Source organism: Ruixingdingia sedimenti (assembly GCF_031432425.1).
Taxonomy (GTDB): Bacteria; Pseudomonadota; Alphaproteobacteria; order Rhodobacterales; family Rhodobacteraceae; genus Ruixingdingia; species Ruixingdingia sedimenti.
Genome location: NZ_JAVKPH010000002.1, coordinates 284,969 through 305,234 on the forward strand (window position 1 = coordinate 284,969; position 20,266 = coordinate 305,234).

19 protein-coding genes and 1 pseudogene are annotated in these 20,266 nt (G+C 70.2%); 9 read left to right on the forward strand and 11 right to left on the reverse strand.

Annotation, left to right across the window (positions count from 1 at the left end; genetic code table 11):
- Positions 1-8 precede the first annotated feature (8 nt).
- Both RGD00_RS03395 and RGD00_RS03400 read right to left on the reverse strand, forming a co-directional pair.
- The gene (locus tag RGD00_RS03395) at positions 9-434 is read right to left on the reverse strand and encodes a gluconate 2-dehydrogenase subunit 3 family protein (RefSeq protein WP_310455875.1); all 426 of its coding nucleotides are present in this window, start codon (positions 432-434) and stop codon (positions 9-11) included.
- Positions 431-2,065, reverse strand: coding sequence for a GMC family oxidoreductase (locus RGD00_RS03400; protein WP_310455876.1), 1,635 nt, complete (start codon positions 2,063-2,065; stop codon positions 431-433). Before RGD00_RS03400 ends, RGD00_RS03395 begins: the two co-directional genes overlap by 4 nt.
- A gap of 165 nt (positions 2,066-2,230) precedes the next feature.
- On the opposite strand from RGD00_RS03400, the gene RGD00_RS03405 reads away from it, so the two are divergent.
- From RGD00_RS03405 to RGD00_RS03415, 3 genes are read left to right on the forward strand one after another with little or no spacing between them, the layout of a single operon-like run.
- Positions 2,231-3,004, forward strand: a complete 774-nt coding sequence (locus RGD00_RS03405; RefSeq protein ID WP_310455879.1) for an electron transfer flavoprotein subunit beta/FixA family protein — start codon at positions 2,231-2,233, stop codon at positions 3,002-3,004.
- The gene (locus RGD00_RS03410; protein ID WP_310455881.1) at positions 3,001-3,942 is read left to right on the forward strand and encodes an electron transfer flavoprotein subunit alpha/FixB family protein; all 942 of its coding nucleotides are present in this window, start codon (positions 3,001-3,003) and stop codon (positions 3,940-3,942) included. The genes RGD00_RS03405 and RGD00_RS03410 overlap by 4 nt, the downstream gene beginning before the upstream one ends.
- 4 nt (positions 3,943-3,946) lie before the next feature.
- Positions 3,947-5,899, forward strand: a complete 1,953-nt coding sequence (locus RGD00_RS03415; RefSeq protein ID WP_310455883.1) for a (Fe-S)-binding protein — start codon at positions 3,947-3,949, stop codon at positions 5,897-5,899.
- A gap of 490 nt (positions 5,900-6,389) precedes the next feature.
- Here RGD00_RS03415 and RGD00_RS03420 read toward each other — a convergent pair whose 3' ends face one another.
- From RGD00_RS03420 to RGD00_RS03430, 3 genes are all read right to left on the reverse strand, one after another.
- The gene (locus RGD00_RS03420; RefSeq protein ID WP_310455885.1) at positions 6,390-7,223 is read right to left on the reverse strand and encodes an acyl-homoserine-lactone synthase; all 834 of its coding nucleotides are present in this window, start codon (positions 7,221-7,223) and stop codon (positions 6,390-6,392) included.
- 87 nt (positions 7,224-7,310) lie between these two features.
- Positions 7,311-8,012, reverse strand: a complete 702-nt coding sequence (locus RGD00_RS03425) for a LuxR family transcriptional regulator (protein ID WP_310455886.1) — start codon at positions 8,010-8,012, stop codon at positions 7,311-7,313.
- Complete coding sequence (locus RGD00_RS03430; protein ID WP_310455887.1) at positions 7,993-8,451, reverse strand: helix-turn-helix domain-containing protein; 459 nt, start codon at positions 8,449-8,451, stop codon at positions 7,993-7,995. The genes RGD00_RS03425 and RGD00_RS03430 overlap by 20 nt, the downstream gene beginning before the upstream one ends.
- Positions 8,452-8,811: 360 nt before the next feature.
- On the opposite strand from RGD00_RS03430, the gene fahA reads away from it, so the two are divergent.
- Both fahA and maiA read left to right on the forward strand, forming a co-directional pair.
- Positions 8,812-10,122 carry a fumarylacetoacetase gene (gene fahA / locus RGD00_RS03435; RefSeq protein WP_310455888.1) on the forward strand — a complete coding sequence of 437 codons (1,311 nt, stop codon included), beginning with the start codon at positions 8,812-8,814 and terminating at the stop codon, positions 10,120-10,122.
- A 375-nt stretch (positions 10,123-10,497) separates the two neighbouring features.
- Positions 10,498-11,136 (forward strand): maleylacetoacetate isomerase, encoded by a 639-nt coding sequence (gene maiA / locus RGD00_RS03440; RefSeq protein ID WP_310455889.1) that lies wholly within the window; start codon positions 10,498-10,500, stop codon positions 11,134-11,136.
- 14 nt (positions 11,137-11,150) lie between these two features.
- Here the strand turns inward: maiA and hisI are convergent, their stop codons facing one another.
- On the reverse strand, positions 11,151-11,546 hold the full coding sequence (gene hisI, locus RGD00_RS03445) for a phosphoribosyl-AMP cyclohydrolase (RefSeq protein ID WP_310455890.1): 396 nt from the start codon (positions 11,544-11,546) through the stop codon (positions 11,151-11,153).
- Positions 11,547-11,617: 71 nt separating this feature from the next.
- Here hisI and RGD00_RS03450 point away from each other — a divergent pair, with 71 nt between their 5' ends.
- On the forward strand, positions 11,618-12,070 hold the full coding sequence (locus RGD00_RS03450; protein WP_310455891.1) for an iron-sulfur cluster assembly scaffold protein: 453 nt from the start codon (positions 11,618-11,620) through the stop codon (positions 12,068-12,070).
- Positions 12,071-12,237: 167 nt separating this feature from the next.
- On the opposite strand, the gene gluQRS is transcribed toward RGD00_RS03450, so the two are convergent.
- Genes gluQRS through RGD00_RS03470 form a run of 4 tightly spaced genes read right to left on the reverse strand, consistent with a single transcriptional unit; the run spans position 12,238 to position 17,259 of the window.
- A complete protein-coding gene (gene gluQRS / locus RGD00_RS03455) occupies positions 12,238-13,098 on the reverse strand; it encodes a tRNA glutamyl-Q(34) synthetase GluQRS (RefSeq protein WP_425603347.1) in 861 nt (286 codons plus the stop codon).
- Entirely contained in the window at positions 13,077-14,417 is a 1,341-nt protein-coding gene (gene trmFO / locus RGD00_RS03460) for a methylenetetrahydrofolate--tRNA-(uracil(54)-C(5))-methyltransferase (FADH(2)-oxidizing) TrmFO (RefSeq protein WP_310455893.1), read from the reverse strand. The genes gluQRS and trmFO overlap by 22 nt, the downstream gene beginning before the upstream one ends.
- 9 nt (positions 14,418-14,426) lie before the next feature.
- A complete protein-coding gene (gene cueR, locus RGD00_RS03465) occupies positions 14,427-14,834 on the reverse strand; it encodes a Cu(I)-responsive transcriptional regulator (protein ID WP_310455894.1) in 408 nt (135 codons plus the stop codon).
- Positions 14,821-17,259 carry a heavy metal translocating P-type ATPase gene (locus tag RGD00_RS03470; RefSeq protein ID WP_310455895.1) on the reverse strand — a complete coding sequence of 813 codons (2,439 nt, stop codon included), beginning with the start codon at positions 17,257-17,259 and terminating at the stop codon, positions 14,821-14,823. The genes cueR and RGD00_RS03470 overlap by 14 nt, the downstream gene beginning before the upstream one ends.
- A 404-nt stretch (positions 17,260-17,663) precedes the next feature.
- Here RGD00_RS03470 and RGD00_RS03475 point away from each other — a divergent pair, with 404 nt between their 5' ends.
- Positions 17,664-17,858: a heavy-metal-associated domain-containing protein gene (locus RGD00_RS03475; protein ID WP_310455896.1), complete on the forward strand. Its 195-nt coding sequence runs from the start codon at positions 17,664-17,666 to the stop codon at positions 17,856-17,858.
- A gap of 85 nt (positions 17,859-17,943) precedes the next feature.
- Positions 17,944-18,546 (forward strand): superoxide dismutase, encoded by a 603-nt coding sequence (locus RGD00_RS03480; RefSeq protein WP_310455897.1) that lies wholly within the window; start codon positions 17,944-17,946, stop codon positions 18,544-18,546.
- 263 nt (positions 18,547-18,809) lie between these two features.
- On the opposite strand, the gene RGD00_RS03485 is transcribed toward RGD00_RS03480, so the two are convergent.
- Positions 18,810-19,364 (reverse strand): LOG family protein, encoded by a 555-nt coding sequence (locus tag RGD00_RS03485; RefSeq protein ID WP_310455898.1) that lies wholly within the window; start codon positions 19,362-19,364, stop codon positions 18,810-18,812.
- Positions 19,365-19,477: 113 nt separating this feature from the next.
- On the opposite strand from RGD00_RS03485, the pseudogene RGD00_RS03490 reads away from it, so the two are divergent.
- Positions 19,478-20,266 (forward strand): annotated as a pseudogene (locus RGD00_RS03490) (hypothetical protein); the annotation flags it as partial.

Consider the following 20,266-nt stretch of genomic DNA (forward strand, 5'->3'; position numbering starts at 1 on the left):
GGTGCGGCTTATTTCGGCGTGGGCCGGTAGATCGGGCCGCGGTCGATCACCTGTTGCAGCATGCCGTTGGCGACATATTCGGGCGTGGCGTCGGGGTCCGCCTCGGGCCGGCTCTGCTGGCCGGGATAGCCGATCAGCTCGCGCACGCGCGGGGTCATGTAGTATCCGGCGGCGGCGGCAAGGCCGATCGCGCTCAGCGCCGCGGCGTCGGTGCGGTTGAGGTCGTTGGCCGCCCCTTGGGCATCCTTGCCCGCGGCTGCGTCGAGACCGCGCAGCAGCGCCTCGCGCAGGTCGGGGCGCAGGCCGAGGATATGGTCGATCATCGCGCCATGCACATCCACCTGGCTGGCAGAGGGCATGCCCTCCGCCTCGGGGATCAGCACATCGGCGATGGCGGCGAAGGTGGCGCGCTGGCTGTCGGACAAAAGGCTCATGCCGCGACCCTCTGGTTGGCACGGTTGGCGATCAGGTGCTTGACGGCGCGCAGGGCGATGGCCGCGATGGTGCCGGTGGGGTTGAAGCCCGACGAGGTGACGAAGACGCTGCCGTCGTAGATGAAGAGGTTCGGCACGTCATGCGCGCGCCCGTACTGGTCCACCACCGACCGTTCCGGGTCGGTGCCCATCCGCGCGGTGCCCATCAGGTGCCAGCCGCAGTCGCGCATGAGCGGCGTCACCGACAGGTCCACCGCGCCCGCGGCCCGCATCGCCTCTTGCGCGCGTTCCAGATGGAAGTCGATCATCTTCTTGGTGTTTTCGGAATTGCGGTAGATGATCTTGGGCGCGGGGATCCCGTCGCTGTCGGTCAGCACCGGGTCCAGCACGACGCGGTTGGCCTCGTCCGGCAGGTCCTCGGCGATGATGCCCCATTCGAAGGCGCGGCCGAACACCTTGCGGGTGTTGCGGTGCAGGTTGGCGCCCCATGCCTCTTCCAGCGGCTTGCCGCCATAGGCGGACCGCATGCCCAAGGGGCCGCCCGAGGGCATCACCTGCCACTTGGCCCCGCGCACGAACCCGCGCGCGGCGTCGGTTTCGTAGAACTGCATCGACTGGATCGTCTGCCCCGCGGGGCCGAGCCAGCTTTCCAGCGGTTCGTCGAAATAGCCGGTGACGGCGGCATAGGGGTGCATCATCAGGTTCTTGCCGACCAGACCGGACGAATTCGCCAGCCCGTTCCGGAACCGGCCGGAGGTCGACAGCATCAGCAGACGCGGCGTGCCCACGCCATTGGCGCAGACGATGACGATGCCCGCCTTCTGGTGGCGTTCGCGCCCGGTGCGGTCGATATAGGTGGCGCCGTTCGCCAGCCCCTCGGCATCCACCGTGATCTCGCGCACCCGCGCGCCGGTGATCAGCACCGCGCCGTGTTTCAGCGCATCGGGCCAGTGGGTGTGGTCGAAGGATGCCTTGGCGCGTTCGGGGCAGCCCGTCAGGCAGGTGCCCCACCGCACGCATTGATTGCGCCCGCCATAGGGTTTCGACGGGATCGCGTTCGGCCCCGGCCACCAGTGCCAGCCGAGCTTGTTCATCCCCGCCGCGGCCTTCATCCCGATCTCGCCGATGGGCAGGGGGGGCAGCGGCGGCGCCTTGCCGGGCGGATAGGCCGGGTCGCCGTTCAGCCCCGACACGCCCATTTCCACATCCATCTGGTCGTAGAAGGGTTCCAGATCCTCATAGGCGAAGGGCCAGTCGTCGGCCACGCCGTCGAGTGTTTTCACCCGGAAATCCGAGGGCATGAACCGCTGCCAATGCGCCGCGTAAAGGATCGTGGATCCGCCGACGGCGCTGTACATCAGCGGGTTCACGTCGGATTCGCTGGTATCCACCGGATAGTCGGTTTCCAGATCGCGCACGTTGGGGTTCGGGTGCCAGCGTTTCTGCGCCATCAGTTCCCATTCGGGCTTGTTGCCCCAGAATTCGGAATTGTCGACCCGCCCGCCCTGTTCCAGACAGACCACGCTGATGCCCGCCTCGGCCAGATGTTTCGCCGCGACCGAGCCCGAGGCCCCCGCGCCGATGATCAGCACATCCGCGACCGCCGGGGGTTTCTGGCCCTTGGGTTTCATGTGCTTTCCCTCCGCTGTATCGTGGGCCGGTGGTCCCGGCCTTCGCTGGCGACTCGGAGCATGGCACAACGGGTTTCGCTTGACAATATTGTCGACATTTTGGTTGACAACCCGCGGCCCCCGTCCTTGTATCCCCCGTGGGAACCCGCGCAAACCGGAGGTCACATGCATATCGCGGCAATCTTGCGCATCGTACCCGACCAGAACGAAGAGCTGGAAATCGACGACAGCGGCGCCGACATCGACCGCGAATGGATCGGGCTCAAGCTGAACGAATTCGACGATCAGGCGCTGGAAGAGGCGGTACTGCTGAAAGAGGCCGCGGGGGCGCGGGTGACGGCGGTGGCGCTGGCGGGCGACGGGGCGGAACGGCAGTTGCAGACCGCCATCGCGCGCGGCGCGGACGATGCGTTGCTGGTGGATCACGACATCGACGGCATTCCGGGCGCGCGGGCGGCGGCGCATCTGCTGGCCGGTCCCCTGCGCGATCTGGGGGCGGATCTGGTGCTGACCGGCGTCCAGACGCCCGAGGATGTGTTCGGCCAGCTTGCGCCCTTCCTCGCCGGGCTGCTCGGCTGGCCGACGCTGAACGCCGTGCACGGGGTCAGCGCCGGGGCAGGCGGGCTCGAGGTCGTGCAGGAATACAGCGGCGGGCGCGCGGCCCGCTTTGCCGTGACGGGGCCCGCGGTCCTGGGGGTGCAGACGGCATCCCGCCCGCCGCGCTATGTGTCGGGCAGCAAGCTGCGGCAGGCGTCGTCGGCGACCATCGCGCGCGCCGCGGGGGCGTTGCCCGATGGCTTCGCCGCACCGCGGATCGCGGCGCTGGCCGAACCCGCCCGCAGCAACCGGGCCGAAATGCTGGACGGCGACGCAGAGGCGGTGGCGGAACGGCTGGCCGGGCTTCTGGCCGAACGCGGATTGCTGGGGGGACGGGAATGAAGGTTCTGGTCTATGCGGATGTCGAGGCCGGCCAGCCGGCGGCCGTTGCGCGCGAACTCGTGACCGGCGCGCGGGCGCTGGCGGGACCCGGCGGGCGGGTGGATCTGGCGCTGTTCGGGGCCGACCCTTCGGCGGCGGCGGATATGGGGGTGGACAGGATCCTGACCCTGCCCGCGCTGGCCGCCGCGCCCTACGATCCCGCCGCCCATGCCGCCGCGCTGTCGGCGGCCATCGCCGCGGCGGGCCCCGATCTGGTGCTGATGGGCTATACCACCGCGGGGCTCGACCTCGGGCCGGTGGTGGCGATCCGGCACGATCTGGGGCTGGTCAGCTATTGCCAGACCGCGCGGGCCGGGGATGGCGCGGTGGAAACCGAAAGCCAGATCTACGGCGGCAAGCTGATCGCGCGCGCGGCGACCCCGCTGCCGGCGCTGCTGCTGATGAACGTGGGCGCCTTCGCCGAGGCCGCCCCCGCCCCCGGCCAGCCGGAGGTGGTGACGCTGGAGGCCGCGGCGCCGCAGGGCCTGCGGTTTATCGACGCGACCGCCCCCGACCCGGATGCCGTCGACATCACCCGGGCCGACCGGCTGCTGTGCGTGGGCCGCGGCATCGGCGAAGCGGACGTGATCGAAGAGGCGCAGGAGGTGGCGGGCCTGATGGGCGCCGAACTCGTCGGATCCCGCCCCGTCGTGGATGCGGGCTGGCTGCCCAAGGAACGGCAGGTGGGCAAGTCGGGCCGGCGGGTGAAACCGGCGCTCTACCTCGCGCTCGGCGTTTCCGGCGCGCCGGAACATATCGAGGGCATGGGCGAGGCCGGGCTGATCGTCGCCGTCAACACCGACGCCAACGCCCCGATCTTCGATCATGCCCATTACGGCGCGACGGTGGATCTGACCGATTTCCTGCCCGCCTTCCGCGCCGCGCTGGAAGGGCGCTGAGCCGATGACGACGCAGCTGGCGCTGCTGCTGCTGGTCGCCGCCGCGGGGGCGGCCTTCGTCTGGCGCGGCTGGCGCGTGCTGGCCCCGGTGCTGCGCGCGCCGCCGGTGGCGCGCACCGACCACCCCGCCGCCCGCGCGGCCTTCGTCGTGCAGGACGTCGGCCTGCACCGCCGCCTGCTGAACAAACGCTGGTCGGGCGTGCTGCATGCGCTGATCTTCTCGGGCTTCCTCGTCCTGTTCACCGCCATCGTGCAAAGCTTCGGTTCCGGCCTCATCCCCGGATTCACGCTGGCGCCGATCGGCGGCAACAGCTGGATCGCGCTGCTGCAGGACATCTTCGCGGTGCTGATCACCATCGGCATCGCCATGGCCGCATGGCAGCGGCTGTTCTGGCGGCCGAAACGGTTCGCGGGTTCGAACAGCCGCGACGCCTGGGTGATCTTCGCGCTGGTCATGGCGGTGGCGGGCACGATGCTGCTGGAATTCGCCTGCCATATCCTCGCCACCGGCCAGTGGACGCCGTGGCGCCCGGTCAGCGGCGCGATCGCCCGGGGGCTGGCGCTGGCCGGGATGGGCCCCGAGGGCGCGGCGGCGGCGGAACGGGTGTTCTACTGGGCCCATATCCTCGCGGTGCTGGCCTTCCTCGTCTATATCCCGGGGTCCAAGCACCGCCATATCCTGACCGCCATCCCCAACATCTATTTCCGCAACACCGGCCCCCGGGGCGCCCTGCCGCCCCCGCCCGCCGATGCGCCCGGCGTGGCCGAGATCGGGCAGTTCGACTGGAAGGACAAGCTCGACCTCATTTCCTGCACCGAATGCGGCCGCTGCCAGGAGGCATGCCCGGCCTATGCCGCGGGCCTGCCGCTGAGCCCCAAGAAGGTGGTGATGGACCTGCGCGACCACATGTTCGCGCGCGAACGCGGCGAGGAGGCGGACCTGCCGCTGATCGGCGGGGTGATCGCGCCCGAAACGCTCTGGGCCTGCACCACCTGCCGCGCCTGCATGGATGTCTGCCCGGTGCATATCGAGCCGATGACCAAGATCGTCGAGATGCGCCGCTCGCTGGTCGAGGAGGGCGCGGTCGAGCCCATGTTGCAGGACGCGCTGGCAAGCCTGCAACGCAACGGCAACTCCCTCGGCAAACCCGCGCGGCAGCGGGCGAAATGGACGAAGGACCTGGGCTTCAAGATTAAGGATGCGCGCAAGGAACCCGTGGATGTGCTGTGGTTCGTGGGCGACTATGCCTCCTACGATCCGCGGGTGCAGCGGATCACGCTGAAGGTGGCAGAGGTGCTGCACGCCGCCGGGGTGGATTTCGGCATCCTCTACGAGGGCGAGCAGAATTCCGGCAACGACGTGCGCCGTGCGGGCGAGGAGGGGCTGTTCGAGACGCTGGCGCGGGCCAATATCGACCTGCTGGACGAATGCGACTTCCGCCGGATCATGACCACCGATCCGCACAGCCTCAACGCGCTGCGGCAGGAATACCGGCTGTTCGGCAAGGATTACGAGGTGATCCACTATACACAGCTGCTGCTGGAACTGATGGAGGCCGGCCGGCTGGCGCCGGCCGAGGCCGAACCGCAGGTGGTGACCTACCACGACCCCTGCTATCTGGGCCGCTACAACGGCGGTTTCGACGCGCCGCGCGCGCTTATCCGCCGCGCGGGCCACAGCCTGCACGAAATGGGCCGCTGCCGCGAGAACAGCTTCTGCTGCGGCGCGGGCGGCGGGCGGATCTGGATGGACGACGCCGCGATGGCCGAGCGGCCGAGCGAGAACCGCATCAAGGAGGCGCTGGCCCTGGGCGACGCGCGGCTGTTCGTGGTCGCCTGCCCGAAGGATACGGTGATGTACACGGCGGCGGTCCAGGCCCTGGGCGTCGGCGACCGGATCGCGGTGCGCGACATGATCGACCTCGTGCGCCCCGACCCGGGCGTGGCGGCGGCCTGAGGCGCGCGCGAAGCCGGGGCAAGCCCCGGCCTGCGGGCGCGGTATGCCCGGGGGCGCTGTCGGGACATGCCGCCCACGGGCCCGCCCGACACATCCCGCCAGCGGCCGCGCACGACAGCCGGGCGAAGGTGCCTGCCGTTTTCCGGCCCGCGGGGCGATTCGGCGGGTGTTTCTCCGCATGGGCGGCGCAGGGGGGCATTCTGCCCCCTCTTGGCCTGCGGCCAATTCACCCCCTGAGGATATTTTCGGACAGAAAGTGAAAAAGCGCGGGGGTATCTCCACCGCGCTGTCCACTTTCTGTCCCCAAATATCCCCGCCGGAGGCCACCGCCCGCACCGCCCGCGCAACCGCCGGGCGTAAGGGCGCGCTGTTCTTCCCCGCGCCCCTAATGCGAAGCGGCCCCGCACCCGGGCCGGCCGCCCCCGCCCGGGGTGTGGCGGGAAGGGCGGTGCGGCGGGGGCGCGGGGCCTGACCGGGCGGCCGGGGCCGCTCAGTGCAGCTTGCCGGCGTGGCGCGGGGCCTGGGCCTTGCGCGCCAGCACCTGCGCCAGCGCCAGCGCGGCGGCGCGATCCTCGGGCGTTTCGGCGGCGCGGATCTGGTCTTCGCAATAGCTCATGATGTCGTCCTGCGAGACCTGCGACACCGCCGCGGGCACCATTCCCGCCTCGCGCGCCCTGCGCGCATCCAGCAGCGCGCGCACCGCATCCTCGTCGGCGAAAACATCGCCGTGGATGCCGGAAAAGGCGCGCACGCGGCCGATGCGTTCCTCGGTACAGTCGAGCAGCGCCGCCATCGCCGACACCTTGCCCATCGGCTTGGTCGAGCCGACATAGCCGTAGGGCGCGTTGTCCGAGCGTTTCAGCACGCGGTCCATCACCGGGTCGATCACCGTCACGATGTCGGAGATCCCCGAGCGGCGGGCATATTCGAGCGAGCCGATCATCAGCTCGCAGGTCGCCAGCGACACCGCCTTCATGTTGCCGTTGCCGGCCAGCCGTTGCGTATCCACGCAGAAGCGGGTCGATTCCCACAGCCGCGCGCTGCGCAGCGGCGGTTCGCCATCCAGGATGACCTGGAACACGTCGGACAGCATGTGCGGCCCGGTCGTCTGCAATGCCCGCACGCAGGAGACGACATGGCCCTCATCATCGAGCCCGATCACATAGGCCGGATCCAGGCGGTCGAACTGGTCGATCTCCATCCCGTCCTTGATTTCGACTTCCCACCCCAGACGGTCGCCGAAAACCCGTGCCCGAAGGCGGTACATATCGGCAAGCAGGTCGCCGAAGCGGTGTTTGTTCAACGCGTCGATTACGATGATCATGGCAAATACCCCTAGTTTTCCCCAGTGCACACAGGATACAGCACCCGCGCGCGGGTGCCATTGGGGAAATCCCGTACGGTTTTGGGGTCAGAGGGGGTAGATGAGGCCGAGCGCGATGGCGCGGCCGATCGCCTGCGGCGTGGTCAGGGCATAGAGCTTTTCACGGGCGGAACGCAAGTGCACCTCGACCGTGCGGTGCGAAATGCCGAGGATGTCGCCCACATCCTGCTGCGACTTGCCGGCGGCCGTCCATTGCAGGATCTCTTTCTCGCGCGTGGACAGCGGCGGAAAGCGCAGCACCTGCGACAGCACGTCGGACCGCATCACCGTGTCGTGCACATGCACCGCGACCGACTGCAACTCGCCGATGATGTGCTCTTTCAGCTTGTCCCATTCGGGCAGGGGGCAGTTGCGCGTCACGCTCAGCATGCCGATGTCGCCGAAGGGGCCGCGGACGGGGATCGTCAGCCCCTGGTCCGAGATGCCGAAATCGCCCGCGTTGCGGAAAACCTTCTGGAAGTTCTCGTCGCGTTCCAGCCGGCGCCAGTCCACCGGCGCGATGGAACGGCTGGCCATGTGCAGCGTCGGGTCGATGCGGTGGAAACCGTGTTCGACGTAGTGGCTTTTCCAGTCGTCGGAATAGTTCACGTAACCGTGGATGGTGCCGGCAATCGGATTGGTGCCGGCGTAGGCGGCATGATCAAGCTCGAAGCGCGCACAGATCTGGTCGAGGAACGTGGTGAAGCGTCCCTCGCCATTGGGCAGCGAACTAAGGTCGATCAGCTCCAATTTTGGTTTCCCCTGCGCGCGTGGCGTCCAGATTGTCGATACGCGACTCCGCGCCCGAGGTCGAGCCGCGGGTTTCGATCGCCTGCGCCATCGAGATCACCATAGAGAGAACGGCGTCCTTTTGTGGGGCGAAAAGACGGTTAAAATGCAGCAACAACTGCCGGGCGCGGCGATCCTCGTCGAGGATCTCGGCCAGCGGGCGGGTCTCTTCCCCGTCCGGGTCGTTCAGGGAATCGGCGAAGAAATATTCCACCGGAACCTGCAACACATCGGCGATCGCGAACAGGCGCGAGGCGCTGACGCGGTTGGTACCCGTTTCGTATTTCTGAATCTGCTGAAATTTGACCCCGACGGCATCGCCCAGGTCCGTCTGGCTTTTGCCGAGTTCGAGCCGCCGAGCCCGAATACGCTGCCCGACGAGATAGTCAACTTTGTTCATGAGAACCTCCGACCAGCAATCCTACACTCAATCTGCGTCACCCCAAGGGGTATGTGTCTCTCTGACCATTTGCGCGCTGTGGTTGCAAGAAAGATCTTGCCGTGCACGTAAATTTCACTCTCCGATGTGCCGAAAATACAGGTTTATGGCTGCTTTGGGGCGGATCGGCGGCGGATCTGCGGGCGGATTCGGGTCGGCTTGCGGCGGGCGGAAAAACTGCCCCAACGTAAGGCAAGGGGACGATTCTCGCTTCCGGGACGGGTGTTCCGGGCGGGCGGTCGGATGGGCGGTCACATCGGCGGGTGACAGACCGCCCCCGCCGCCCGCGCCACCATCGCCCCGCAGATGGAGAAGAGGACCATGCCCCAGACCCCAGAGATCGACCGCAGCCACGACCCCGCGCGCCGCAGCCTCGTGGCCTCGGCCGATGGCCATCCCGACTTTCCGGTACAGAACCTGCCCTTCGGCGTGTTTTCCACCGCCGCCGCGCCGGTGCCGCGCGGGGGCGTTGCCATCGGGGACATGGTGCTGGATCTGGCGGCGCTGCGGGATGCGGGGCTTGCGCCGCCCGAGGTGGGGGCGGCGCTGGCGGCGGCGGCCGATGCGCCGCTCAACGCCTTTTTCGCCCTTGGCGCCCCGGCGCGGCGGGCGCTGCGGCTTTTCCTGTCGGATCTGCTGAGCGGGGGCGACCCCGCGCGCGTCCTGCCGCTGCTGGTGCCGATGGATCAGGCGCGGATGGGCCTGCCTTTCGACATCCGCGGCTATACCGATTTCTATGCCGGCATCCAGCATGCGATGAACGTGGGCCGCCTCTTCCGGCCCGACAATCCCTTGCTGCCGAACTACAAATACGTGCCGATCGGCTATCATGGCCGGGTGTCCTCGATCCGTCCTTCGGGCACGCCGGTGGTGCGTCCCCTGGGCCAGACCCGCCCGCCGGGGGCGGAGGCGCCGGTGTTCGGCCCCTGCGCGCGGCTGGATTACGAACTGGAACTGGGCGCCTTCGTGGCCGACCCCAATCCGCTCGGCCTGCCGGTGCCGGTGGGCGAGGGGTTCGGGCGGATCGGGGGGTTCTGCCTGCTCAACGACTGGTCGGCGCGCGATGTGCAGGTCTGGGAATACCAGCCGCTCGGGCCGTTCCTGGCCAAGAACTTCGCCACCACGATTTCGCCCTGGGTGGTGACGGCCGAGGCGCTGGCCCCCTTCCGCGTGGCGCAGGACCCGCGCCCCGGAGGCGACCCCGCGCCGCTGCCGCATCTGTGGGATGCGGGCGATCAGGCCCATGGCGCGCTGGACATCGAGGTGGAGGCGCTGATCCTGACGCAGGCGATGCGCGCGGCGGGGGCGGAACCGGCGCTGTTGTCGCGGGGCTCGCTGCGGGGGATGTACTGGACCTTCGGCCAGTTGCTGGCCCATCACGCCTCGAACGGCTGCAATCTGGAAACGGGCGATCTTCTGGGGTCGGGCACGATTTCCGACCCCGACAGCCCCGGCAGCCTGCTGGAGCTGAGCCGGGGCGGGCAGGCGCCGGTGGCCCTGCCGGGGGGCGAGACGCGCAGCTTCGTGCAGGACGGGGACGAGATCATCCTGCGCGCCCGCACCCGCCCACGCGCGGGGGCCGCGGGGATCGGCTTCGGCGACTGCCGCGCGGTGGTGGGGCCGGCGCCCTAGACCGGATTGATTGCCCTCCCGCCGCTCTGTCTGGCGAAGGCGCGTGCCTTCGCCACATCCCGCCCTCGCCGTTGCCCCGGCCGGGGGCCCCAAGCCCCCGGCCAGCGCCCGCTCCGCCCATGGCGGGCGCTTCTCGCCCGCCGGGGCAGGCGCTGGCCTACCCATTTCTCCCGGCATCACCGTCGTTCACGGCACCGCCGCGCGACGGGCGGGGGAAACGCAATGCGTTTCCTTGTCCCGCCCGGCCCGCGCTATGCTGCAAAGGTCTATCCCCCCCCGGCACCGAAACCACCTTGCACCCGCCCGGCCACCGCCTAATCTGCCGAAGCCACGGAAAGGAGACCCCATGCCCCGCCATTTCCCCCGGACCCGGCCATGACCGCGCGGCCCTTCCTCTACGACTACTGGCGTTCGTCTGCGAGCTACCGGGTGCGGATCGCGCTGAACCTCAAGGGCATCGCCCATGACAGCGCCTCGGTCGATCTGGTCAGGGGCGACCAGCGCAGCCCCGAACATCTGGACCGCAACCCGCAGGGCTTCGTGCCCGCGCTGCGCATCGACGGGCTTCTGCTGACGCAATCGCTGGCGATCATCGACTATCTGGACGAAACCCGGCCCGAACCGCCGCTGCTGCCCCCCGATGCGACCGGGCGGGCGCGGGTGCGGGCGCTGGCGCATGCGGTGGCGATGGACATCCACCCGATCTGCAACCTGCATGTCGCCGCCCATGTGATGGCCCGGCACCCCGACGCGCCCGAGGCCGCGCGGCAGGACTGGATGGTGCATTTCATCACCCGCGGGCTCGACGCGCTGGAACGGATGGTGGGGGCGGGCGCGTATTGCTACGGCGATACACCGACGCTGGCCGACATCTGCCTTGTCCCCCAGATCTACAACGCCCGCCGGTGGGGCGTGGACCTGACCCGCCACCCCCGGCTGGTGGCCATAGACGCCGCCTGCGCCGACCTGCCCGCCTTTGCCGACGCGCATCCCGACCGGGTGAAACCGGCCTGAACCTTGTGGCGCCCCTATTCCAGGGGCGCCATGATCTCCACCTCCGCGCCCTCGCGCACGGCGGTGTAGAAGCAGGACCGGCGGTTGGTGTGGCAGGCGGGGCCGGTCTGGTCCACCAGCACCAGCAGGCAGTCGCGGTCGCAATCCACCCGCAGTTCCACCAGCCGCTGCACATGGCCCGAGCTTTCGCCCTTGACCCAGAACGCCGCGCGCGAACGCGACCAATAGGTCACGCGGCCGGTATCCAGCGTGCGGGCCACGGATTCGGCATTCATCCAGGCCAGCATCAGCACCTCGCCCGTCGCATGGTCCTGCGCGATGGCGGGGATCAGGCCGTTGGCGTCGAAACGCAGGGCGGCGGGGTCGAAGGCGGGCGTGGCGGCAGGCGGGGCGGCGGACGGGGCGCACATGGGACGGCGGGCTCCTTTGCAAACGGACGCGCGGGGGTCTATCTATGCCACGAACGGCGCAGAGGAAACCCATGAGCACCGACAGCGACCTGATGAAGCTCTATTCGACCCGCATCCTCGCGCTGGCCGCCGACATCCCCCACCAAGGCCGTCTGCCCGCCCCCCAGGGCACGGCGCGGCGGCGCTCGCCGCTGTGCGGGTCCACGGTGACGGTGGATGTGACGCTGCGCGACGGCCGGGTGGAGGATTTCGCGCAGGAGGTGCGGGCCTGCGCGCTCGGCCAGGCATCCGCCGCGGTGGTCGGTGCGGCGCTGCCGGGCCGCGACCGGGCAGAGGTCGAACACGCCCGCGACGCCCTGCGCGCCATGCTGAAGGAGGGCGGCCCCCCGCCGGGCCCCCCGTTCGAGGGGCTGGAGGTCCTGCTGCCCGCGCGCGACTTCAAGAACCGCCACGCCTCGATCCTGCTGGCGCTGGAGGCCGCGGCAGAGGCGATCGCCGCGGCAGAGGCGCGCGCGGCGGGGTGAACGGCCCGCGTTGTGCGGATGGGCAGGACAGCGCGGGGGGCCAGCCCCCCGGACCCCCCGGGATATTTATGGACAGAAAGTGATGCGGGTGCGCCTTTCCCGCGAGCGCGTGCAGCTTCGCCTTTTCCCAAATACTCCCGCCGGAGGCCAGCAACGGCAGTCGCGGGTCAGAGGCCGGTCATGCGGCGGATGTCCTCGGGGGTTGCGCCTTCGGCCCGGTATTTCGCCAGCGCCCGGGCGTCGTCGCGCTTGGCCAGCCGCTTGCCTGCGTCGTCGCGGATCAGCCGGTGGTGGTGATAGACGGGCGCCGGCAGGCCGAGCAGGCGTTGCAGCAGCGCGTGGATGCGCGTCGCTTCGAACAGGTCCGCGCCGCGGATGACATGGGTCACGCCCTGCGCGGCATCGTCCAGCACCACCGACAGGTGGTAGGAGGTGCCGAAATCCCGCCGCGCCAGCACCACGTCGCCGATCCGGGCGGCATAGTCCTGCGGCGTGGTCTCGACGGGGCGGGCATGGGCGGGGCCGGTTTCGGTGAAACGGCAGGGTCCGGTGGCGGCGCGGCGCATGTTCAGCCGCAGGTGGCTGTCCTGCGGGCGGGGGCCCCGGGGCGCCTGCGCGGGGCGGCAGGTGCCGGGGTAGACCGGGCCGTCGGGGCCGAGGGGCACGCCCTCTTGCGGGGCGCCGAGTGCGAGGTCGATGTCGCGCCGGGTGCAGGTGCAGGGGTAGAGCAGGCCGCGCGCCCACAGATCGTCCAGCGCCGCGGCATGGGCGGGCAGGCGGGCGGACTGGCGCAGGGGCGGTGCGTCCCACCGGATGCCGAGCCATGTCAGGTCGTCCAGCACCTGTGCCTCCCATTCCGGGCGGCAGCGGGCGCGGTCGATGTCTTCTATCCGCAGCAGGAACCGCCCGCCCGCGGCGCGGGCCATGTCATGGGCAAGCAGGGCGGAATAGGCATGGCCCAGATGCAGCGGGCCGGTGGGCGAGGGGGCGAAGCGGGTGACGAATGTCAACTTTGCCCCGCAAGCCATTGTCCGAACGATGTTTTCGCGCGATCCGTATAGGCCTTGTAGCGGTCCTTGCGGCCGCGGCGGCCGCCCTTGGCGTCGATGGGGGGGAAAAGGCCGAAGTTCACGTTCATCGGCTGGAAGGTCTTCGCCTCTGCGCCCCCGGTGATGTGGGCGACCAGCGCGCCCATGGCGGTGTCGGGCGGCGGCGGCGGCAGATCGCGGCCCTGCATCGCGGCTGCGGCCATCCGGCCGGCCAGCAGGCCCATGGCGGCGGATTCGACATAGCCCTCCACCCCCGTGATCTGGCCGGCGAAGCGGATGTCGGGCCGCGCGCGCAGGCGCATCTGGCCGTCCAGCAGCGTGGGCGAATTGATGAAGGTGTTGCGGTGGATGCCGCCCAACCGTGCGAAGGCGGCATCCTGAAGGCCGGGAATCATACGGAAAACAGTGGTTTGCGCGCCGTACTTCATCTTGGTCTGGAAGCCCACGATATTGTAGAGCGTGCCGAGCGCGTTGTCGCGGCGCAGCTGCACCACCGCATAGGGTTTGACCCCCGGGTTGTGCGCGTTCGTCAGCCCCACCGGCTTCATCGGCCCGAAGCGCAGCGTTTCGCGCCCGCGTTCGGCCATCACCTCGATGGGCAGGCAGCCGTCGAAATAACCGGCCGTTTCGCCTTCGCGGAACTCTGTCTTGTCGGCGGCCAGAAGCGCGTCGATGAAGGCCTCGTACTGGTCCTTCGTCATCGGGCAGTTGATATAGGCGGTGCGTTCGTCCTCGGTCTCGCCCTTGTCGTAGCGCGACTGGCGCCAGGCCACGGACATGTCGATGGTATCGGCATGGACGATGGGCGCGATGGCGTCGAAGAAGGCGAGGCTGTCGGCCCCCGTCGCCGCGCGGATGCTGTCGGCCAGCGCGGGCGAGGTCAGCGGCCCGGTGGCGACGATCCACTGGCCGGTGTCGGGCAGCTCTGTCACCTCCTCCTCACTGACGGAAATCAGCGGGTGGCTGCGCAGCCGTTCGGTGATCCAGGCGGCGAAGGGGTCGCGGTCCACGGCCAGCGCGCCGCCCGCGGGCAGGCGGTGCGCCTCGGCCGATTGCAGGACAAGACCGCCGGCCGCGCGCATTTCCCAATGCAGCAGGCCCACGGCGTTGCGTTCGTCATCGTCCGACCGGAACGAGTTGGAACAGACCATTTCCGCGAAAAGCCCGGTGCGATGCGCGAAGGTGCCGACCCTGGGGCGCATTTCGTGCAGCACCACGGGCACGCCCGCCTCTGCCGCCTGCCACGCCGCCTCTGACCCGGCCATGCCGCCGCCGATGATGTGCAATCTGTCCGTCATGCCCCGCATCTAGCCGCTGGCGCAGGCTTTGGGAAGGCCCGCGATCCCCTGCAAGATCGGACAGTCGGGGCGGTTGTCGCCGGCGCAGGCATCGACCAGTTCGGTCAGCGTCGCGCGCATGGCGGCAAGTTCCGCCATCTTGCGCGCGATCTCGTCCAGATGGCCTTCGGCGATCCGCTTCACCTCGGCGCTGGCGCGGCTGCGGTCGGCGTAAAGGGCCAGCAGCGCGCGGCAATCCTCGATGGTGAAGCCGAGCGCGCGGGCACGGCCGAGGAAGGTCAGCTTGTGCAGGTCGCTGTCGCGGTAGCTGCGATAGCCGTTGGCGGTGCGCAACGGGGTCAGCAAGCCGATGTCCTCATAGTAACGGATGGTTTTCGCGGGCAGGCCCGACAGGCGGGCGGCGTCACCGATGTTCATGGGCATCCTCTCTGGGCAGGGCGGCGCGATGGCGGCGCAGGCGCAGCGCGTTGGTCAAGACGAACACCGACGACAGCGCCATCGCGCCCGCCGCCAGCATGGGCGACAGCAGCATGCCGTTGACCGGGTAAAGCACCCCCGCCGCCACCGGGATCAGCGCGGTGTTGTAGCCGAAGGCCCAGGTCAGGTTCTGGCGGATGTTGCGCATGACGCTGCGCGCCATGTCCATCGCATCGACCAGCGCGCGCGGATCGCCGGACACCAGCACCACATCCGCCGCCTCGATCGCCACATCCGTGCCGGTGCCGACGGCCAGCCCCACCGCGGCGGCGGCGAGCGCCGGGGCGTCGTTGATGCCGTCGCCGACGAAGGCGACGCCGTCGCCAAGGCCGCGCAGGGCATCCACCTTGCCTTCGGGCAGCACCTCGGCCGCCACGGTATCGATGCCCAGTTCGCGCCCGATGGCCTCTGCCGTCGCCCTTGCGTCGCCCGAGATCATGGCGACGCGCAGCCCCCGCGCCTTCAGCGCCGCGATGGTCTCGGCCGCGCCGGGCTTGATCGGGTCGGCGACCGCGAGCAGGGCGGCGGGGCGGCCGTCGAGCGCGATGAACATCACCGTGCGGCCGCGGGCGGCGATGGGTTCGGGGTCGGGCAGGGCGGTCACGTCCACCCCTTCGGCGGCCATCATCCGCCCCGCGCCGATGGCGATGCGGCGGCCCTCGACCGTCGCGGTGACGCCGAATCCGGTGCGGGTGGCGAAATCGGTCACGGCGGGCAGGGTCAGGCCCCGGTCCTCTGCCGCCCGCACGATGGCGCGGGCCAGCGGATGTTCCGATAGCGCCTCGACCCCCGCCGCCAGCCGCAATGCCGTATCCGCATCCACCCCGGGGGCGGGGATCAGGTCGGTCAGTTCGGGCCGCCCGCGCGTCAGCGTGCCGGTCTTGTCGAAGGCCACACCCTCAACCTCTGCCAGCCGCTGCAACGCATCGCCCTTGCGGAACAGCACCCCCAGTTCCGCCGCGCGGCCCGTGCCCACCATGATCGAAGTCGGCGTGGCCAGACCCATCGCGCAGGGGCAGGCGATGATCAGCACCGCGACACCCGCGCCCAGCGCATGCGTCAGCGCCGGCGGGGGCGAGAACACCAGCCAGGCCAGCACCGTCACCACCGCGACGCCCATGACGGCGGGCACGAACCACAGGGTGATCCGGTCCACCAGCGCCTGCACCGGCAGCTTGGCGCCCTGCGCCTCCTCGACCGCGCGGATGATGCGGGCCAGCATCGTGCCCGCCCCCACCTCTGCCGCGCGCACCCGCAACGCGCCCGCGCCGTTCACCGTGCCCCCCACTACGCGCGCGCCGGGGGTTTTTTCCACCGGCACGGGTTCGCCCGTGATCATGCTTTCATCGACGAAAGAGGCGCCCTCGATCACCTCGGCATCGGTGGCGATCCGCTCGCCCGGGCGGATGCGCAGCACGTCGCCCACGCGCAGGGCGGAGACTGCGCGTTCCTCGGTGCCGGTCGGGGTTTCCACCAATGCCATGTCCGGCGCCAGCGCCATCAGCCGCCGGATCGCCGCCCCGGTGCGCCCGCGCGCCCGCGCCTCCATCCAGCGCCCGGCGAGGATCAGGGTGACGATGACGGCGGCGGCCTCGAAATAGACCGCGCGCGCGGAATCCGGCAGCAGATGCGGGGCGAAGGTGGCGATGGTGGAATAGACCCAGGCCGCCGAGGCGCCGAGCGCCACGAGGCTGTTCATATCCGGCGCACCGCGGAAAAGCGCCGGGAAGCCCTTGGTCAGGAACACCCGCCCGGGGCCGAGCAGCACCAGCGTGGCCAGCACGAACTGCGCCGTCCAGCTGGCCTGCATGCCGATGGCCCGGTGCACCCAGTGGTGGAAGGCGGGGATGAGGTGGCCCCCCATTTCCACCACGAAAACCGGCAGCGTCAGCGCGCCTGCGATCAGCGTGCGGCGGCGCATGATTGCCTCTTCATCCGCCGCAGGCGCGGCCGCGGCCCTGGGCACCGCCGGATAGCCCGCCCGGGTCAGCGCCGCGGCCAGATCCTCGGGGGTGGCAAGGCCGGCATGGCGGATGCGCGCGGTCTGGGTGGCAAGGTTCACCGTCGCCTCGGCCACGCCGGGCTGCGCCTTCAGCACCCGTTCGGTGCGCGCGACGCAGGAGGCGCAGGTCATGCCGTCGATGGCAAGCTCCGTCACCTCCTCGCGCAACCCATAGCCCGCCTTCGCCAGCGCACGGCCGAGCGCGGGCAGGTCGGGCGTGCCCTCCGTCTCCACCTGCGCGCTGTGGGTGGCGAGGTTGACCGCCGCCCCCCGCACCCCCGGCTGCGCCTTCAGCACCCGCTCCGCCCGCGCGACGCAGGAGGCGCAGGTCATCCCCTCGATACCGATGGTGGTGGTGGTCATGGCTCGTCCTCCGGCGCCGGAATGGCGGATGACAGGGTAGATGAGGGTTCCAGTCACAGGAAGGTCAAGGGGCTGCGGCAAGATTTTTCTCCACGCCGCCGAAGCCGGGGCAGACCCCGGCCTATATGTCCCTTCCTTCCCGGCCACTGGCCCGGCGGCACCCGTTGCTGGCCTCCGGCGGGGATATTTGGGGACAGAAAATGAATACGTGCGCTTAGAGAGGGAAACGATCTTCATCTTGCCCCAAATACTCCCGCGCGGAGCGCCGCCGGCGGGTGCCGCCGGGCGCGGCGCCGGGCGGTGGGCTGCCGCCCGTAGCCCGGGGCGCGCGAGATTTCCCTTGACCTTCCCGCGCGGGAAGCCCGAACCCTGCGCCCGATACCCTGCCGGCCAAGGAGGCCCCGATGAAATTCCACGTCCCCGACATGACCTGCGGCCATTGCCGCGCCTCGGTGCAGGAGGCGCTGGCCCGGCTCGACCCCGGCGCGCGCGTCAGCGTCGACCTGTCCGCGCGCATGGTCGAGGTGGCCACCGCCGCCTCGGCGCCCGATGTCGTCGCCGCGCTGGCGGAAATCGGCTTTCCCGCCACCCCGGCCTGAGCCTGTCCCCCCGCCGGGGCCTTGACCTCGCCCGCCCGGCGGGCCTTATTCGATGGGAACGCAATCCTACCGGAAAGGAAACGCCATGGCTTTCACGCTGCCCGATCTTCCCTATGCCCATGACGCGCTGGCGTCGCTCGGCATGTCGAAGGAAACGCTCGAATATCACCACGACCTGCACCACAAGGCCTATGTCGACAACGGCAACAAGCTGATCGCCGGGACCGAGTGGGAAAACAAGTCGCTCGAGGACATCATCCGCGGCACCTATCAGGCGGGCGCCGTGGCGCAGAACGGCATCTTCAACAACGCCAGCCAGCACTGGAACCACAACCAGTTCTGGGAAATGATGGGCCCGGGCGAGGGCAAGAAGATCCCCGGCGCGCTGGAAAAGGCGCTGACCGAATCCTTCGGTTCGGTCGACAAGTTCAAGGAAGACTTCGCCGCCGCGGGCGCGGGCCAGTTCGGCTCGGGCTGGTGCTGGCTGGTCAAGGACAAGGACGGGTCGCTGAAGGTGACAAAGACCGAGAACGGGGTGAACCCGCTCTGCTTCGGGCAGACTGCGCTTCTGGGCTGCGACGTGTGGGAACATTCCTACTACATCGACTTCCGCAACAAGCGCCCGGCCTATCTGACCAACTTCCTCGAAAAGCTGGTGAACTGGGAAAACGTCGCCTCGCGGCTCTGATCCGGGGCGCGCGGATCCGGCCATGGGCCTGCCGGGCGATCCGGCGGGCCTTTTCTTTTGTGGCGGGCGGCGCAGGGGGCATTCTGCCCCCTCTTGGCTGCGCCAATTCACCCCCTGAGGATATTTTCAGACAGAAAGTGAAGAAGGGCGGGCCCCTGTCCACTTTCTGTCCTTAAATATCCCCGCCGGAGGCTGCTGTCCTCTCCGCTCGCAGAGCCGCCGGGATCAGGGCGCGGGACATGCAGGCGGGGGGGGGGGCCGGCTTACGACAGGGCCGCGCGCAGGCGCCGTTCCAGCGTTTCCACATCGGGGACCACGGCGGAATAGGTCGCGAGCGAGGCATCGGCGAAGCCCTCGGCGATCACATGGTCGATCAGCGCCAGCAGCGGGTCCCAGTAGCCGTCGATGTTCAGCACGAAGAGCGGCTTTTCGTGCAGCCCGATCTGGCGCCAGGTCAGCGCCTCGAAATATTCGTCCAGCGTCCCGGCACCGCCCGGCAGCACCACGATCGCGTCCGAGTTCATGAACATCACCTTCTTGCGTTCGTGCATGTTCTCGGTGACGACGATGCCGGGGCCGCGGTCGCGTCCGCGTTCGCGGCCCATCAGATGCACCGGGATGACGCCGAGCGTGGCGCCCCCCGCCGCCTGCGCGGCCTGCGCCGTCTCGCCCATCAGCCCCACGTCGCCCGCGCCGTAGACCAGCCGCCAGCCGGCCGCGGCGATCGTGCGGCCCACCGCCTTGGCCGCCGCCGCATGCGATGGCCGGCCGCCGGCGCGCGCACCGCAGAACACACAGACCGAGCGGGAAGAAGTCATGGCGCATTCCTCATTTGGTGGTTTGACTCTGTTACAGGGCTTCTTATGGTCGCTCAAGCAGGCCGGGGATGGCGGGGCAGCATGCCGCCGGGCGGCGGGGGGCGGGGACGGGAATGACGCAAGGGGCGGGCGCGGCGCAGGCGGGGCTGGCAACGGGGGCGAAGGTGACGCTGGCGGCGGCGGCCGTCGCGGTGCTGGCGGTGGGGGGCTGGCTTGCGCTGCGGCCCGCGCCGCCGCAGGCGGTGCCGGCGCCTGTCGCCGCGCCCGTGGCGCCCCCCGCACCGGCGCAATCCGCCGCACCCGCCGCCCCCACCGGCGCCCCGACGCCTGCGCCCGCAACCGAGCCCCATCCGCCGCGTTTCGATCTGGTGCGGATCGAGCCCGACGGCACCGCCACCGTCGCCGGGCGGGCCGAGGCCGGGGCCATGGTCGCCGTGCTGGTCGAGGGGGCGGAGGCCCTTGCCGTCGCCGCCGATCCGCAGGGGCGTTTCGCCGCGCTCTTCACCCTGCCGCCCGCGCCTGCGCCGCGGGTGATGACGCTGGAGGCGCGGCTGGCCGATGGCCGGGTGCTGGCCTCGTCCGAACAGGTGATCATCGCGGCGGCTGCCGAGGCCGGGGCCCCGCCCCCTGCGGCGCCCCCCGCGGCCGCCGATACTGCGGCGGCCGCCGTCCCGCCGCCCGCCGCTGTCGCGGATGCCCCCGCGGCGGTCGCTGCCGCCCCGGAAGGGGCGGAGGCCGCGGCCGTGGCGGCGGCCGGGGGGGCGCCGGTATCCCCCGAGGCACCTGCCGCCCCCGCGGCGGCAGCGGGCGGGGCCGGGGCCTCGCGCGCGGCGGGGGCCTGCGGTGCGGCGGGTTCTGGTGCGGCCTCGGGGGCGGGCCCGGTCACGGGCTCGGCGGCCGTT

Excerpts from the sequence above, each read along its gene's own strand:
- trmFO (WP_310455893.1), bottom strand. The coding sequence starts at position 14,417 with ATGACGGACAGATTGCACATCATCGGCGGCGGCATGGCCGGGTCAGAG.
- RGD00_RS03430 (WP_310455887.1), bottom strand. The coding sequence starts at position 8,451 with ATGAACAAAGTTGACTATCTCGTCGGGCAGCGTATTCGGGCTCGGCGG.
- RGD00_RS03405 (WP_310455879.1), top strand. The coding sequence starts at position 2,231 with ATGCATATCGCGGCAATCTTGCGCATCGTACCCGACCAGAACGAAGAG.
- RGD00_RS03450 (WP_310455891.1), top strand. The coding sequence starts at position 11,618 with ATGAGCACCGACAGCGACCTGATGAAGCTCTATTCGACCCGCATCCTC.
- RGD00_RS03420 (WP_310455885.1), bottom strand. The coding sequence starts at position 7,223 with ATGATCATCGTAATCGACGCGTTGAACAAACACCGCTTCGGCGACCTG.
- RGD00_RS03470 (WP_310455895.1), bottom strand. The coding sequence starts at position 17,259 with ATGACCACCACCACCATCGGTATCGAGGGGATGACCTGCGCCTCCTGC.
- RGD00_RS03400 (WP_310455876.1), bottom strand. The coding sequence starts at position 2,065 with ATGAAACCCAAGGGCCAGAAACCCCCGGCGGTCGCGGATGTGCTGATC.
- gluQRS (WP_425603347.1), bottom strand. The coding sequence starts at position 13,098 with ATGGCTTGCGGGGCAAAGTTGACATTCGTCACCCGCTTCGCCCCCTCG.
- RGD00_RS03480 (WP_310455897.1), top strand. The coding sequence starts at position 17,944 with ATGGCTTTCACGCTGCCCGATCTTCCCTATGCCCATGACGCGCTGGCG.
- RGD00_RS03395 (WP_310455875.1), bottom strand. The coding sequence starts at position 434 with ATGAGCCTTTTGTCCGACAGCCAGCGCGCCACCTTCGCCGCCATCGCC.
- hisI (WP_310455890.1), bottom strand. The coding sequence starts at position 11,546 with ATGTGCGCCCCGTCCGCCGCCCCGCCTGCCGCCACGCCCGCCTTCGAC.
- RGD00_RS03415 (WP_310455883.1), top strand. The coding sequence starts at position 3,947 with ATGACGACGCAGCTGGCGCTGCTGCTGCTGGTCGCCGCCGCGGGGGCG.
- cueR (WP_310455894.1), bottom strand. The coding sequence starts at position 14,834 with ATGAACATCGGTGACGCCGCCCGCCTGTCGGGCCTGCCCGCGAAAACC.
- RGD00_RS03475 (WP_310455896.1), top strand. The coding sequence starts at position 17,664 with ATGAAATTCCACGTCCCCGACATGACCTGCGGCCATTGCCGCGCCTCG.
- RGD00_RS03410 (WP_310455881.1), top strand. The coding sequence starts at position 3,001 with ATGAAGGTTCTGGTCTATGCGGATGTCGAGGCCGGCCAGCCGGCGGCC.
- fahA (WP_310455888.1), top strand. The coding sequence starts at position 8,812 with ATGCCCCAGACCCCAGAGATCGACCGCAGCCACGACCCCGCGCGCCGC.
- maiA (WP_310455889.1), top strand. The coding sequence starts at position 10,498 with ATGACCGCGCGGCCCTTCCTCTACGACTACTGGCGTTCGTCTGCGAGC.
- RGD00_RS03485 (WP_310455898.1), bottom strand. The coding sequence starts at position 19,364 with ATGACTTCTTCCCGCTCGGTCTGTGTGTTCTGCGGTGCGCGCGCCGGC.